Consider the following 16,452-nt stretch of genomic DNA (forward strand, 5'->3'; position numbering starts at 1 on the left):
TGTAAATAAATCATGGATTTTAGCGTATATGAGCAATCTTGGATTAGCAAAACAACTAGTGTTTTTAATGCAACTTTAGATTTCTATGATTTAGCAATACTTTTTATGAATTTTTTATGAATGTACATATTGTTATCAGCTTCTATCATTTTTTCGTTAAAATCATCATCTATAGATTGTCTGCTAGATGCTCCCATTGCTATGCTAAGCCCTTTTATTGTAGAGGTACCATCTGAAATAGAAGTATTAGAAGCAATCTCGTTTACCAAATCAATTTTATCTTCTATTTGAGTGTCTATATTACCAGCATATAAAATTAAAAATTCATCTCCACCCATTCTAAATATCAGAGCATTATCAAACACCTGCTCCAAAATCTTACTGCATTTTTTAATTAGCAAATCTCCCATGTGGTGCCCATATAAATCATTTGTTTTTTTAAGATTATTCATATCAGCCATTATTATAAGCTGAGGAAAACCCATACAGTTGAACTCAGTTTCCATATCCTTAAAGCAGGTTCTGTTTTTTAGACCTGTCAAGGAATCGGTATATAAAAGCTTAGTACGCTCCGATAAAAGCAAGGTTTTTGCTTTTTCATTAGCTAAAGATTTTAATATTCTAAATGTAAATAGAGCAATTATAAACATGGTCGCAGTAAGCATGGCTATCACAAGAGTAAGCCTCTTGTACTTTATAGGCTCTGGGACAGGCACATTTGAAAGTCCGCGATGCTTCAATTCTTCATAGGATATAAGCGAGATTGTTTTGTCTATTATAGAGTAAAGCTCAGGTTTATTTTTGCTTATACCAAAATACAAAAATGAATCAGAGGATGTACTTCCTTTTTTTATGATGCTCGTATACCCTAGCCCCTGAATATAAAAGTCAGCTACAGTAGGATTTTCTATTAAATAATCTGCTTCACCCTTATCGACTTTGGAAATAGATTCTTCCACACTTTTAGTTTTTATTATTTCGACTTCTCTTAAGTTCTTTAAAAGATATTCCTCATGCCAGAATCCATCTATAACAGCAACTTTCTTGCCCTCTAGACCATATACGTCTTGTACATGCATGCTTTCTCTTTTTCCATAGATTTCATCTCGTTCATAGCTAAAAGGCTGTGGGAAATAAAAATGGTTTATCCTATCAGGAGTTTTAGCCATGTTCACAACATCGATTTCTCTATTTAGAGCTTTGCTATAAATATCTGAGAAGCTACCATGAACTACATTTACATTTAACCTAATTAAATGGGAAAGCTCGTTAAAAACACTTCCAGCAACTCCTTGATATTCTCCGTTTGAGTAATAATCAAAAGGCAGATAATCATCAGCAACTCCCACAGTAACGGTTTCGTTTTTATCTAGCCAATTTAACTCGGATTCTGTTAGCCTTAATATTTTTCTATTAAATAACACCTCAGAATTTTCTATAGCTTCATTAATTTCTGTATCTAAATATTTTTCAATTATTTTATCTAATATACCTGCTAAGATAGCGTTTTCTTTGAGAGTTGAAAAAGTCATGTCTGAAGTCAAGGTATTTACTTCAGCTATATAATTCAAATCACTGTAATTATATATAAAATCATGTATAATTACTCCACCTGAAACTACAAATCCATCTACGGCCCCTGCAGAGAGTGCTTCTAGAGCTGCTTTCTGGTCAGGAAATATTCTGATTTTAGGATGAATATTATTATAAATATCTAGAAAAGGCTGAAGGTTGATATCTCCATCTATAAAAGCAACCTTTTTATTGTCTAAATCTCCTATAGTTTGAACTGCACTGCCTTTTTTCGCAAAAACTGCATAAGGGTACTGAATCATAGGGCGAGTAAACTCCATATACTGCCTTCTGAGCAAGGTGGGATTTGCACCAAACAATATATCGATATCTCTAGTAGAAAGACCACTTACAGCTTCACCCCAGGATTTTTCTGAAGCGATTTCAATATTTATCTTTGTTTCTCTTTCTATTAGCTTAATAACGTCTAGTAAAAAACCAGCCTTTTGTCCTCTAAATTCGAAATAATCCATACCAGAATATGGATCTAAGCCTAAAAGAAAAGTCTCATTTTCATGAGCTTTTAAAAAATTTAGTTCTTCGCTTGTAAAGGGTATGCTAGAGCTTAAGGCATAGCTAGAATAAGAGAAAAGTATATTTATAAAAATAAAAATAAGAGTAAATAGTCTTATGAATATCCGTCTTATATCAACCACTCCCAATTATTGTAAGTTTTTAAGGCAAATACATATTAAATCCAGTTTACCATTTATAAGGATAGATTTTCAACTAATTAGGACAAATCATGGAGAATTATTGTATAATATATCAAAATAAGTAAAATTTAAGTTAACTAAAAAAGCTTTTAATTGGAGGAAGTAATGAGAAAGTATTTTGGAACAGATGGAGTAAGAGGAATAGCCAACAAAGAACTTACAGCAGAACTAGCATATAATTTAGGAAGAGCAGGAGCCTTTGTGCTTCAAAAACACAGTGAGCATGGCTCAGATAGAGTAAAGGTAGTAATAGGAAGTGACACTCGTATATCAAAGGACATCTTATCTATGGCACTGAGCGCAGGATTTATGAGTATGGGAGCAGATGTAATAGATGCAAAAGTTCTACCTACGCCAGCAGTTGCATATCTTACAAAACACTACAAAGCTGATATAGGAGCTGTGATTTCAGCATCTCACAACCCTATGGAGTACAATGGAATTAAATTTTTTAACTCAAAAGGATTTAAGCTAGCTGATGAAATCGAGCTTGAAATTGAAAAATACTTAGATGACATGAGCCTACTAAATGAGTATCCTACTCATGAAAACATAGGAAAAAGAATGAAAGTAACTAATCCAGAGGAAGCGTATATCGAATTTCTGAAATCTTGTGTAAGCACAGATTTTAAGGGAATGAAGGTAGTAATAGATACTGCAAATGGAGCTGCATATAAAATCGCACCAGAAGTATTTGCTCAGCTAGGGGCTGAGGTAGTATGTATAGGATGCCAGCCTACAGGAACAAACATAAATGCAAATTGCGGTTCAACTCATACAAAGAACCTTGAGGCCATGGTAGTAGAACATAAAGCCGATTTAGGACTAGCCTATGACGGAGATGCAGATAGATTAATCGCAATAGATGAAATGGGACAAATCATAGACGGAGACAAAATAATGCTGATTTGTGCAAACGATATGAAAGCTAAAAATCAGCTTAAAAAAGACACCTTAGTAGTTACAGTAATGAGCAACATGGGACTTCATGTGGCGGCAAAAGCTTTAGGAATAAAGCTAGCAGTTACAGGAGTAGGCGATAGATATGTACTTGAAGAGATGGTGAAAGAGGGATATTCTCTAGGTGGAGAGCAGTCGGGTCATATGATATTTTTAGATCATATAACAACTGGTGATGGGACACTTAGCTCGTTGTTATTTGCAGAAATAGTAAAGAACAGCGGTAAAAAAGCATCAGAGCTTTCAAAAATAATGGAGATTTATCCTCAAGTGCTTATAAATGCAAAGGTAAGTAATGGAAACAAGCATACTTATATGGAAAACCAAGAGGTAGCAGATAAAATAAAACTGCTAGAAGAAAAAATGGATGGACAAGGAAGAGTCTTAATAAGACCTTCTGGAACAGAGCCTTTAGTTAGAGTTATGCTAGAAGGCAAAGACCAAAATCAAATTGAAGTAATGGCAAGAGAGCTTGCAGATTTTATTGAAATCAAATTAGGCTAACAGCAAATTTATAAAGCCTCAAATGCTTATCAAAAAGTGTTTGAGGCTTTTATAGTCTATAAAAGCAAGACTTTTAAAGTTCATTAGCATTTTATGATTTGTAAGTAGACTAGGGATATTTTGATGTAAACTTTTTGTAAAATAAAATATGTTTTTGCTTTATGAAAGATGTGATATAATTATATGCACGCTAAAAATGGAAGAATCATGGAAAATGTACGTAGCGCCAGAGCCTTAACTGTTTAAGGCTGACGAGGACTAGAGTTTATCGAAAATTCGGCGGATGCTCTAGAGGCTGTCACAGCCTAAGAAAGCTTACAAAACCTGAGAGTAATCTCAGAGACAATCGGGCTTTTAGTGATTGATTCCTTCCTTTATTAGCTACGCCTAGAAAACTAGGGAAAATAAAAGGAGGTTTTTTTAATGTGTGGAATTGTTGGATATGTAGGTAAGAAAAATGCGCAGGATGTAATCCTGCAAGGCTTAGAAAAGCTAGAATACAGAGGTTATGACTCAGCAGGAATTGCAATAGTGGAAGATGGAGTTATAAAATCAGAAAAATTTAAAGGTAGACTAGCTGTGCTAAGTGATTTCCTAGAAGCAAACCCTATCAAGGGAAGCTTAGGAATAGGGCATACTAGATGGGCGACTCATGGAGCGCCATCGGATGAAAACTCTCATCCTCATCTAAATGCAGACAACACTATAGCAGTGGTTCATAACGGAATAATTGAAAACTATGTGAGCTTAAAAGAAGACTTAATAGCTAAAGGCTATAAGTTCAAATCACAAACAGATACTGAGGTAATAGTTCATCTTTTAGATAGCCTATATGAAGGAAATCTTCTAGAGGCTGTAAATAAGCTTACTTCTATAATAAGAGGAGCCTATGCAATAGGCGTAGTTTGCTCAAAAAGTCCAAATGAAATGGTAGCTGTTCGTAATGAAAGCCCACTAATAGTAGGACTAGGACAAGATGAAAACTTCATTGCTTCAGATATACCAGCTCTATTAAAATATACAAGAGATGTATGCATCCTAGAAAATGGAGAAACAGTACACTTAACACCAGAAAAAGTTACTATCTATTCTCCTGATAAAAAGGAAGTTAAAAGAGATAAATTTACTGTAGATTGGGACGTTGAATCAGCTTCAAAGGGTGGATATGACCACTTTATGCTTAAAGAAATTCACGAACAGCCTACAGCAATAAAAGATACACTTCTTAGAAGACTTGATGAAAACGGAAAAATAAAGCTAGATGATATCAAACTTACAAAAGAGGATTTAGAAAAAATAAGCAAGGTATATATAGTAGCTTGTGGAACTGCATACAATGCAGGACTTGTAGGTAGATACGCTATAGAAAAATTTGCGCAGATTCCAGTTGAGCCAGATATAGCATCAGAATTTAGATATAGAGAGCCATTTATTGATCAAAACACTCTACTAATCGTAATCAGCCAGTCTGGAGAAACTCTAGATACTCTAGCTGCTATAAGAGAAGCTAAGAGAAAAGGTGCTAGAATACTTTCTGTTACAAACGTTGTAGGCTCATCAGTTGCGAGAGAATCAGATGATGTATTCTACACTTGGGCAGGACCTGAGATTGCTGTTGCATCTACTAAAGCGTACACTACTCAGATGACAGCACTTTACATGATAGCTCTTGATTTAGCTCTTACAAAAGGCACAATTACAGAAGAATTTTACTTTGATATGATAGAAAAAATGAAAGAGCTTCCAGCAAAGGTTGAAAAAATCCTTGAAAACTACGAAGATATCAAGCAAGTTGCAAAAGAAATCAAAGACAAGCACAGCGCTTTCTATCTGGGAAGAGGACTTGATTATCAAACTGCTATGGAAGGAGCTCTTAAGCTAAAAGAGATTTCATACATCCATACAGAAGCATTTGCAGCAGGAGAATTAAAGCATGGAACAATAGCTCTTATAGAAGAAGGCACTCCAGTAATCGCTATAGCTAGCCAAGAAAGACTATATGAAAAAATGCTTTCAAATATCCAAGAAGTAAAAGCTCGTGGAGCTTACGTAATAGCAATAGCTAATGAAAATAGAAAAGAAATCGAAGCTCAAGCTGATAGAGTAATCTATGTGCCAGAAGTAGATGATATACTAGCACCAGTGCTTACAGCAGTTCCAACTCAGCTGATTGCTTACTATACATCACTTATAAAAGGCAACGATGTAGATAAGCCAAGAAACCTTGCAAAATCAGTAACGGTTGAGTAATTAGTATTTAAATATAAAATAATCAAATCCTATCTATGAGATTAATTTCATGATAGGATTTTTTTTATGATAAAATTAAGTATGAAAGTTTATACATAAGAATATAAGACATAGGAGGAAGTCATTTTGGAAGCGAGAAAATTATTAGATATACTATTGGTGGCTGAAAGATTAAAGGATACGACTCGTCATTGCTATACTGCAAAAGGAAGACATGAGAGTGTTGCTGAGCATAGCTGGATGATGACTTTGATGGCTTTTTTTATGAGAGATGAGTTTCCTGATGTAGATATGGATAAGGTTATGAGGATGTGCGTCATCCATGATTTAGGAGAGTGCTTTACTGGAGATATTCCTACTTTTGAAAAGAATGAAGCCCATGAGCAGAAGGAAGAAGATTTGCTATACGGATGGGTAGATTCTTTGCCAGAAAAATACGCAATAGAAATGAGAGAGCTTTATGAGGAAATGTCAGAGAGAAAAACTGCTGAAGCCAAAATTTATAAAGCTATAGATGGCTTAGAGGCAGTAATTCAGCATAACATCTCTGACATATCCACATGGATTCCTAAGGAATATGACTTAAACCTGACTTATGCGCAGGACAAGGTTGAGTTTTCTGAGTACTTAAAAGAGCTAAGACAGCTTGTCCGTGAAGATACTTTAAAGAAAATAGATGAAGCGAAATAATCGTTAGCTTCTAGTCAATGTTATATACAAGACTATCAATGAAAATCTTGTGATTTATAGTCAAATCTAGTGGTTCGTAGCTATAATTTCCCTCGGTTCCTTTGATTAATCTAAGCTTTGGTCTAAGCGGCAGTCCTTTTATTACCTCGTCGACTACTGCTATATCGCCTGTGCTTAGTTTAACTAAGGAGCCTGGTGGATAAGGATTGATTTTTTTAGTAAATACTGAAACTACGTTACTGTCAAATAATCTCCCTGAACCAGCCATGAGATATTCTATGGCTTCGTGAGGGGTAGTTGCTCTGCGGTAAGGCTTATCTGAGGTCATAGCATCATATACATCAGTTATACCAACGATTTGTGAAACTGTATTTATTTCTTCACCAGATATTCTAAGAGGATAGCCTGTTCCATCTAGCTTTTCATGATGCTGAAGTGTAGCTTGCTTTACATAGGCATTTAGAAAATGTTTATCCTTTAAAAATTCAATTCCTATTTTAGGATGATTGATTATCATCATTTTTTCTTCTGTTGCAAACTCAGTTTTCTTTTGGAAAATATCTGGTGGAATAAGAGCCATTCCTATATCATGGAATATCCCAGCTAAAAATATATTTTTTGTCATTTCGTAATTGTAGTTCATATCCATAGCTATAAGTGCACCTAGAATACCGCAGTTAAGTGAAGACATGTAGAGGTAGTTTTCTACGCTCTTGATGTCTATATATTCTAGAGGAATATCTTTTTTAGAAGCCAGTTCTAATAATATTTCATCAACAATAGAGTTCAAGCTACTCATGTATTCATAAATAGATTTTGATTTTAGTTGTCCGTTTGCATCTCTATATCCAGCCGCCAAAAATATCTCTTTGACTATAAGCATGGCTTTATTTCTAAGGTTAGGATGAATTAATCTATTTATTTTTGAATTAGAATGTTCATCCGTAATATAGAGGGTGAATATTTGGTTTTCTTTAATTTTATTTAGTAACCTTGCAGTTAATTTTATACCTTCATTTGCTAATAAAACTCCATCTACAGAGTAGATAGTATCTCCGAGGATGGAATTTTCCTTTATATATTCTATAGGAACGAATCTCATTAATATACCTCCACATTAAATTATATTTACTATTATATGGGAAATATATTGATAGTGCAAACGTCTTATTGAAAATAAGACTTAATTATGAAAAATTTTACATATACTAGGTTCCAAGATTAGCAAATTGCAATTATAAGTTTTAGGAGATATTTGATTTAATCTTGGGTATGTTATAGAAAGAGAGCAAAAAAGGATGTGATAGAGATTTGAATATATTCAGTGAAAAATTAAAAGAAGTTTTTTTCTCAGTGCTTCCAGTTACTATAATAGTAATCTTGCTTAACTTTACTATAGTGCCACTGGGATATAATTTGATGTTTAGATTTGTTATAGGGGCTATGTTTATAGTTATAGGTTTGACTTTATTTTTACTTGGAGTAGATTTAGGAGTTACACCATTTGGAGCTGTGCTTGGGGATGAAATCACTAAGAGAAATAAACTCTGGATTGTAGTAGCGGCTGGATTAGTACTTGGATTTTTTATATCTTATGCTGAGCCAGGATTACTTATTTTAGCAAATCAAATCGACACTGTGACTATAGGTAATATTTCGAGCAATTCAATTTTGATAGTAGTATCAGCAGGAATAGCTTGTATGATGGTTTTAGGATTTTTAAGGATATTGTTTGATTTGCCATTATATATTATATTAAATGTTTCATATTTGATTGTTTTGATATTAGGATTCTTTGTTTCAGAGGAATTTTTGGCTATTGCCTTTGATGCATCTGGTTCTACTACAGGAGTTCTGGCTGTGCCTTTTATTCTAGCATTGTCCTTTGGTATATCTGCTAGGAAAAAGAACAGTAAATCATCTGAAAAGGACAGTTTTGGATTAGTCGCTATTGCATCAGTTGGAGCTATTGCATCAGTTATGATTTTAGATATTTTTAGCAAAACAAGTGAATTTGCAGGAATATTGCCAAGCAGTCAATTTGAAAATCTTTCAATTGCTAGAGTATTTATGAGAGAAGTATTTCCAGCCTTTCATGATAGCTCCATAGCATTTTTACCTTTATTGATAATTTATATAGTGACTTTGCTTATATCAAAATCCATATCCAAAAGAGAAAATAGAAGAATGATTTTTGGTTTTATTTATGCATTTTTAGGATTAATAATATTTTTTATTGGAGTAAATGCTGGTTTTATGGAAGTAGGAAGTCTTATAGGAAGTCACTTAGTGGAGCAGGAAAAATATATTTTCCTAATATCCATAGGCTTTGTTTTAGGAATAGTTACTATTCTTGCAGAGCCTGCTGTATATGTACTTACTCATCAGATAGAAGAGGTAACAGCTGGTTATGTAAAAAGAAGATCAGTTTTAGTAGCTCTATCTGCTGGAGTTGGACTGGCAGTTGCTTTATCTATGCTGAGGATTGTAACTAGTGATATAAGGCTATGGCATTATTTGCTTCCTGGCTACATTATTGCAGTGACACTGACTTTTTTTGCTCCAAAGCTCTTTGTAGGTATTGCCTTTGATGCAGGAGGAGTAGCAACAGGTCCGATGACAGCAACTTTTATTTTGGCATTTACTCAAGGAGCCGCAAACAGCTATCCTAATGCAGACTTATTAGCAGATGGCTTTGGCATGATAGCCATGGTTGCTATGATGCCTATAATAACTCTTCAGATTTTAGGGCTTGTTTTTAAGGTTAAAAATAGAAAAACGATAGAAGGAGAAGAGAAATCCTCATGATAATATATGATATGAATGTACTGATTTTAAAGCATGGTATGGGTAGTAAAGCTATAGCTCTAGCAAAAGATTGCAATATATCAGGCGGAACTGTGCTCCTTGGAAAAGGAACAATCAGAAACTCTTTTTTGAGTTTTTTTGAGCTAGCGGAGTCTACTAAAGAGATAGTTTTAATTATTGCAAATAGAGAGCTAGGATGCAAGTTTTTAGAAAGAGCTAATAGCGAATTTAATTTGATAAATCAAAATCATGGAATAGCTTTTTCCATTGAGCTGTCAAAGGTCATGGGGTACACAAGCTACAAGAAGGATACATTAAATTACTGCCAAACTGGAGGAGAAGTTATGCTTAATTACGATTCTATTTTTGTTATAGTGGATAAAGGAAAAGGTGAGGATGTTGTAGATGCAGCTAGCGAGGCTGGAGCTAGAGGTGCAACTATAGTCAATGCAAGAGGATCTGGGATTCATGAAACTAGCAAAATTTTTGCGATAGAAATAGAGCCTGAGAAAGAAATTGTTTTGATTCTTACAAAAGACGATATCACACAAGCTGTGTGTGACAATATAAATAGAAAAATGAAACTTGATGAACCTGGAAATGGAATATTGTTTGTGCAAAAAGTTAATAAAGCCTATGGAATATATTAGAGCACTTATCGCTATAAACTAGCTAATTGATTAAAAAATGGAGCTATCAAAAAAGATAGCTCCATTGGCTTTATGCGAGTTATAAATAATTTTAATCTAAATTACTTTATAAATTTGATTAAAATATAGAATTATAATACTCTATTATCGTAATCATATTTATCCATAATAACGCTGTTGTTGTCACGATAATGTGTATATACCAGATCTCTTTTATAATCATCTCGTTCATCAACTGCAACGATAATATATCCTTGGTCTAGATATCCTTTAAATTCATCAAGTTCAGCTTCATCTACTCCTAAATCAACTAAAGCACCAGCAAGTCCGCCTACTGCTCCACCTGCTATTATACCTCCAAGAGTTGCAGCTATAGGCCCAGCAGCTAAAAACGGTCCTACGCCAGGAATAGCAAGTACTCCGATTTCAGCAAGTAAAGCACCTGCCCCACCTATAATACCACCAGTCACTACGCCAGTTGTAGTATTTCTAGCAGTGTCCTCAGTTTTTATTTTAGTATCAGTTACATTCTCAACATTTCTTATTTCATCATGATGTTTAGCCATGACAGATATTTCTTTGTCACTATATCCATTTGCTCTAAGACTTTCAATAACTTTGATTGCATCCGTTTCTGTTTTAAATACTCCTATAAGTTTCTTGTTAACCATAATAAGCCTCCTTAGACTATTCATTGGGAAAAACATATTAACGCTATAGGTTAGTTCAAAATTAACACATTGAAAATATTAAACATAAAAAAAAAACAACCTAGTATATATATAACCACTAAAACTGATATTAAACATTTATGATATTTAGTATCAAAATAAGATAGCCTTAAATAAAAAACTAAAAGCAGATGAGCATCTGCTTTTAGTTACTACTAGACAATGTTAAATTATTTTTGACTTAAAAGCTTTTCTTTTTGTTTTTGCTCTTCTATTTCAAATTGTTCACCGAGAGAATCTAGAGTTTTTTGATCAAATTGCTTGTGGGCTTCTTCGGATATTTCATTTTCTTCTTCATCAAGATGATGTTCCATAATTTCTTTCATTACTCCAAATTTAATTATCCAAGTTTCGTCATCAACAGGAAGATTTTTTAATTTTTCGAGTAAATCCTCAATAACATGATGTTCTTCTAGTATCTCAAGCCCCATATCTTTAGTATCTTTATTTTCCTTCAATTTAGGGACTAATACTGCTTCCTCAGCTTCGTGATGAGCAGTTAAATCAATGTATAGTTTTTCGAATTTTGACTGTCTTGTTTTAATTGCTCTATCTGTTGTCTCATTGATTTCGTCGCTGAGCTTTCTAAATTCCTCATGCTCTTTTTTTATTTCCTTAAAAATATCCATTTAAAAACCTCCTACTAATATATAATGGTAAAAATTGTATCCATATTTATAAATACCCGTTATTTTTTTTTCAAACAATTATATTAATAGTTTTAATAGGATTAGAAATAACATAAAACGGATATTATATATTTGAGAATAATGTTTAAAAAATATGAAAAGGAGGGGCATGATTTAGCCAAAGCTAGATTTTGCTAAGCCATTATGAAATTATATGAAGGAAATATGTACTGGCCTAAAACAAAAAAATCTATAAAATATGATAGCTTAAATGCAGACATAGATACAGATATAGCTATAATAGGTGCAGGGATGTCAGGCATCTTATGTGGTTATGAATTAGCAAAAAGAGGGCATGAGGTAGTTTTAGTAGAAGCGGAAGAAATAGCTAAAGGTAGCAGTAGTGCCAATACTGGACTATTACAATATTCTAGCGATAAGATGCTTTATGAGTTTATAGATGAGCTTGGAAAAGAAAATGCTGTATTGTTTTATAGGATGTGTCATGAAGCCATGAAAGATTTAAAAGCTCTTTCTGAAAAGCTTCCTGAAAGAGGAGATTTTGTAACTAGAAATAGTTTGTATTTGGCAAGTAAAATTGAGGATATAACGAAGCTTAAAAAAGAGTATAAAGCTCTTTTGGAAAATGATTTTCCAGTTGAGTATATTGACAGCAAAGCTCTAGAAACTGACTATGGAATAAAAGGAACTGAGGCTATGCTTACTAAAGAAGATGCAGAAGTAAACCCGTATAAGTTTATACTTGAAATATCAGAGGAGGCAGTAAGGCTAGGACTTGATATATTTGAAAATTCTAAAGTTTTAGACATTGACAAATCAGATGATTGTTTTATTATTAAAACAAAGGATGGTAGTATAAAAGCAAAGAAGCTAGTATATGCTACGGGATATAAAGCTAATGATTACAGTGAAATAAAAGATGGAGAGATAAATAGAACCTATGCACTAGCAACAGAGCCAATCTCTGGTGACAGCTGGAAGGATAGATGCTTAATTTGGGAAACCGCTAGACCTTATTTTTACGCTAGAATGACAGAAGATAATAGAATCATACTAGGCGGCGAAGACGAGGAAAAGGATAGTGTAACAAATAGTGAAGAAAAATTGCAAAAAAATACATTAAAGCTACTAGAAAAGCTGACAAATCTTTTTCCACATATTGAAACCAAAATCGAGTATTCATGGAATGCTGTATTTGGGGAATCTGACGACGGAATTCCATTTATAGGGCAGGACACAGATGACAAGGATGTTTATTACTGTCTTGGCTTTGGAGGAAATGGAACTGTATATAGTATGGCTGGCTCAAAAATAATTGCTGACCTAATAGAAGGAAAATCAAATAAATATGCTCATATTGTGAGCCTAGATAGACAAGGATAATGATGAATTTAAAATATCTTATATAAATCGTTGAAAACTATTATAAATCGGAGGTAAGGATATGCTAGAGAAAATCGTTCAAGGGAAAAGTTTGGAAACATGGTTTAATGAATTTCCTAAGCTAAGAGAAGTGTATGATTTAAAGGAAGTGCTTTGGATTAATGACAAGTATGAATCGATAAAAAGTAAAACAAGCTTTGAACCTAGCATGGATGATATTTTGGATGCTATGAATCGCTTGGGAAGATTTGCTTCGTATATAAAGGTTGCATTTCCTGTAACTAGAGAAAGCGATGGAATCATTGAATCTGAGCTATTTGAAATTGAGATGATGAAAAATGATTTAGCAAAGAAAGTTAATATGGATTTAGAGGGAAGACTGTTTATAAAAGGAGACCATGCTCTTCCTATATCTGGCTCAATCAAAGCCAGGGGTGGAATATATGAGGTACTAAAGCATGCAGAGGATTTGGCTATTAGCCATGGGCTTTTAAAGGAAGGCATGGATTATTCTGCTTTTGATTCAGAAGAGTTTAGAGCTTTGTTTTCTCAGCACTCCATAGCTGTAGGCTCTACTGGAAATCTAGGTCTTAGTATAGGAATCATAAGTGCTAGGCTTGGGTTTAAGGTTTATGTTCACATGTCTTCTGATGCGAAAAAATGGAAAAAGGATTTACTTAGAAGTAAAGGAGTTACAGTAATTGAGTACGAATCTGATTATAGCAAGGCTGTAGAAGAAGGAAGAAAGCAGTCAGAGCTAGATGACAAAATGTATTTCGTTGACGATGAAAACTCTGTAAATTTATTTCTAGGATATGCAGTTGCAGCTCTTAGACTCAGCAAACAGCTAAAGGATATGAATATAGCTGTAGATAGTGAGCATCCATTATTTGTTTATCTGCCTTGCGGAGTTGGAGGGGGTCCTGGAGGGGTAGCATATGGACTTAAGCTGATATTTGGAGATAATGTTCATTGCTTCTTTGCTGAGCCTACTCATTCTCCATGCATGCTCATAGGGATGATGACTTCACTGCATGACAAGGTAAGCGTACAGGATTTTGACATTGACAATAAAACTGCTGCTGACGGGCTTGCAGTAGGAAGACCATCTGGATTTGTAGGAAAAATATTAGAAAATCTACTAAGTGGAGTTTACAGCGTTACTGATGAAAATCTATTTATAATGCTTTCTGATTTAGCAGATTTAGAAGAAATATATCTTGAGCCTTCTGCACTTGCTGGAGTAAAAGGCATAGTTCATATGCATAGTGAAGAGGCAAAGGGTTATATAGAAAAAAATAATTTAGCTGATAAAATGAAAGATTCTGTTCACATTGTTTGGGCGACAGGTGGGAGTATGGTGCCAGAAGCTGAGATGAAGCTTTATTATGAAACTGGTGACAAGCTTAGAAAATAAATAGTGTTTATGTTAGGACATATCGAGGTATTTTTAGGATATGTCCTTTTTTTGCTTCCAGTATTTACTATATAAAGTTTTTGATATAAAATGATATAGGAACTTATGTTCGTTTTTGTAGAGGTGATGAAATGGAATTTAAAATAGTATCAGATTATAAACCTATGGGAGATCAGCCTCAGGCTATAGACACCATGGTTCGCTCGATAGAATCAGGAGCAAAGCATCAGACCTTACTTGGGGTTACTGGTTCTGGTAAGACCTTTACTATGGCAAATATAATAGAAAGAACTCAAAAACCGACCTTGGTTATAGCGCATAATAAGACACTCGCCGCTCAGCTTTATGGTGAATTCAAAGAGTTTTTTCCAGAAAATGCTGTAGAGTATTTTGTTTCTTATTATGATTATTATCAGCCAGAAGCCTATGTAGCTCATTCAGATACCTATATAGAAAAGGATTCTAGTATAAATGATGAGATAGATAAGCTAAGACATAGTGCTACAGCAGCTGTTCTAGAGAGAAGAGATGTAATAATAGTAGCCTCAGTTTCTTGTATTTACGGTTTGGGTGATCCTTCTGACTATGAAGAGATGATGGTTTCCCTTCGCCCAGGGCAAAATAAAGATAGAGATGATGTTATTAAAGAGCTCGTTGAGATTCAATATGAACGCAATGATATCAACTTTGTGCGTGGTACCTTCAGAGTAAGAGGCGATATAATAGAAATTCTTCCTATAAACACTGATGAGAGAGGTATACGAATAGAGTTTTTTGGCGATGAAATAGAAAGAATTTCAGAGATAGATTATATTACTGGAGAGATAGTAGGAGTGAGAAATCACGTAGCTATTTTCCCAGCATCACATTATGTTACAAGCAAGGAAAAGCTAGCTAAAGCAATCGAAAAAATAGAAGTAGAGCTAGAAGAAAGAATTGAGTACTTTAAGGAAAGGGATATGTTCCTAGAAGCTCAAAGAATAGAGCAAAGAACTAAGTACGATTTAGAAATGTTAAAAGAAATAGGCACTTGCAAGGGCATAGAGAACTACTCAAGACATCTTAGTGGAAGAGATGAAGGGGAAAGACCATTTACACTTATGGATTTCTTTCCAGATGATTTTTTGATTATAATAGACGAATCTCACGTAATGCTTCCCCAGCTTCATGCTATGTATGCAGGAGATAGGTCAAGAAAAGGTACACTTATCGATTATGGATTTAGACTGCCTTCAGCGTTTGACAACAGACCTCTTAGGTTTGAGGAGTTTGAGCAAGTCGCAAACCAGATTCTCTATGTATCTGCGACACCTTCGAAATACGAAATGGAACATTCTGTAGCATTTGGAGAGCAAGTAATCAGACCTACAGGATTAGTTGACCCTGAAATAGAAATAAGACCAATAAAAGGACAGATAGACGACTTGTTATTTGAAATAAATGAAAGAGTTAAAAAGAAAGAGCGTGTATTAATAACTACTCTTACAAAAAAAATGTCAGAAAATCTAACTCAATATCTTAAAGAAGCTTCTGTAAAGGTAAGATATCTTCACTCTGATATTGAGACTTTAGAGCGTATAGAGATAATAAGAGATTTGAGGCTTGGAGAATTTGATGTACTTGTAGGGATAAATCTTCTAAGAGAAGGCCTAGATTTACCAGAGGTTTCACTAGTTGCTATTTTGGATGCTGACAAGGAAGGCTTCTTGAGATCTGAGACTTCCCTAATACAAACTGTAGGAAGAGCGGCAAGAAACTCAAATGGAAAAGTTATCATGTACGCTGACAACATGACAGGCTCAATGCAAAGAGCTATAACAGAGACCTATAGAAGAAGAGAAATCCAAATTAATTACAATAAAGAAAATAATATAACTCCTACTACTATATTCAAAGAAATAAGAGGAGTAATAGCAGCTACTAGTGCAGCTGAAGGAGAAGGAAATTATTCAGTAAGAGAAACTATAGACAGAGAGAGAGTTAAGGACGAGATTATTAAGCTAAGCACTGAGATGGTCGAGGCTGCAGAAGCGCTTGAATTTGAAAAAGCAGCAAGCCTTAGAGACAGGATAAGAGAGCTTGAATCAAAGTTATAATCCTAGTAATTTTTATGAGATAAAA

The 16,452-nt window shown here is 34.2% G+C and carries 12 protein-coding genes; 8 read left to right on the forward strand and 4 right to left on the reverse strand.

Annotation, left to right across the window (positions count from 1 at the left end; all coding sequences use genetic code 11):
- Positions 1–83 precede the first annotated feature (83 nt).
- Entirely contained in the window at positions 84–2,228 is a 2,145-nt protein-coding gene (locus CLOST_RS02745) for a transporter substrate-binding domain-containing protein (protein WP_231853148.1), read from the reverse strand.
- Between the two features lie 165 nt (positions 2,229–2,393).
- Here CLOST_RS02745 and glmM point away from each other — a divergent pair, with 165 nt between their 5' ends.
- From glmM to CLOST_RS02760, 3 genes are all read left to right on the forward strand, one after another.
- A complete protein-coding gene (gene glmM, locus CLOST_RS02750; protein ID WP_013360716.1) occupies positions 2,394–3,752 on the forward strand; it encodes a phosphoglucosamine mutase in 1,359 nt (452 codons plus the stop codon).
- A gap of 423 nt (positions 3,753–4,175) precedes the next feature.
- Positions 4,176–6,002, forward strand: coding sequence for a glutamine--fructose-6-phosphate transaminase (isomerizing) (glmS, locus tag CLOST_RS02755; protein ID WP_013360717.1), 1,827 nt, complete (start codon positions 4,176–4,178; stop codon positions 6,000–6,002).
- Between the two features lie 126 nt (positions 6,003–6,128).
- Complete coding sequence (locus CLOST_RS02760) at positions 6,129–6,692, forward strand: HD domain-containing protein (RefSeq protein WP_013360718.1); 564 nt, start codon at positions 6,129–6,131, stop codon at positions 6,690–6,692.
- 10 nt (positions 6,693–6,702) lie between these two features.
- Here CLOST_RS02760 and CLOST_RS02765 read toward each other — a convergent pair whose 3' ends face one another.
- Complete coding sequence (locus CLOST_RS02765) at positions 6,703–7,794, reverse strand: HD-GYP domain-containing protein (protein ID WP_013360719.1); 1,092 nt, start codon at positions 7,792–7,794, stop codon at positions 6,703–6,705.
- A 209-nt stretch (positions 7,795–8,003) separates the two neighbouring features.
- Between CLOST_RS02765 and CLOST_RS02770 the strand changes: the two genes are divergently transcribed.
- Entirely contained in the window at positions 8,004–9,500 is a 1,497-nt protein-coding gene (locus tag CLOST_RS02770) for a DUF1538 domain-containing protein (RefSeq protein ID WP_013360720.1), read from the forward strand.
- The gene (locus CLOST_RS02775; protein ID WP_013360721.1) at positions 9,497–10,150 is read left to right on the forward strand and encodes a P-II family nitrogen regulator; all 654 of its coding nucleotides are present in this window, start codon (positions 9,497–9,499) and stop codon (positions 10,148–10,150) included. Before CLOST_RS02770 ends, CLOST_RS02775 begins: the two co-directional genes overlap by 4 nt.
- Positions 10,151–10,281: 131 nt before the next feature.
- Here CLOST_RS02775 and CLOST_RS02780 read toward each other — a convergent pair whose 3' ends face one another.
- Positions 10,282–10,821: a general stress protein gene (locus CLOST_RS02780; protein WP_013360722.1), complete on the reverse strand. Its 540-nt coding sequence runs from the start codon at positions 10,819–10,821 to the stop codon at positions 10,282–10,284.
- Positions 10,822–11,051: 230 nt separating this feature from the next.
- Positions 11,052–11,510: a hemerythrin domain-containing protein gene (locus CLOST_RS02785; RefSeq protein ID WP_013360723.1), complete on the reverse strand. Its 459-nt coding sequence runs from the start codon at positions 11,508–11,510 to the stop codon at positions 11,052–11,054.
- A gap of 204 nt (positions 11,511–11,714) precedes the next feature.
- On the opposite strand from CLOST_RS02785, the gene CLOST_RS02790 reads away from it, so the two are divergent.
- The 3 genes from CLOST_RS02790 to uvrB all read left to right on the forward strand — a co-directional run bounded on the left by CLOST_RS02790 (position 11,715) and on the right by uvrB (position 16,427).
- A complete protein-coding gene (locus CLOST_RS02790; protein WP_013360724.1) occupies positions 11,715–12,914 on the forward strand; it encodes an NAD(P)/FAD-dependent oxidoreductase in 1,200 nt (399 codons plus the stop codon).
- Between the two features lie 61 nt (positions 12,915–12,975).
- A complete protein-coding gene (locus tag CLOST_RS02795) occupies positions 12,976–14,331 on the forward strand; it encodes a D-serine ammonia-lyase (protein WP_013360725.1) in 1,356 nt (451 codons plus the stop codon).
- A gap of 131 nt (positions 14,332–14,462) precedes the next feature.
- A complete protein-coding gene (gene uvrB / locus CLOST_RS02800) occupies positions 14,463–16,427 on the forward strand; it encodes an excinuclease ABC subunit UvrB (protein WP_013360726.1) in 1,965 nt (654 codons plus the stop codon).
- Positions 16,428–16,452 lie beyond the last annotated feature (25 nt).

Origin of the sequence: Acetoanaerobium sticklandii (assembly GCF_000196455.1) — a bacterium.
GTDB classification, from domain to species: Bacteria; Bacillota; Clostridia; order Peptostreptococcales; family Filifactoraceae; genus Acetoanaerobium; species Acetoanaerobium sticklandii.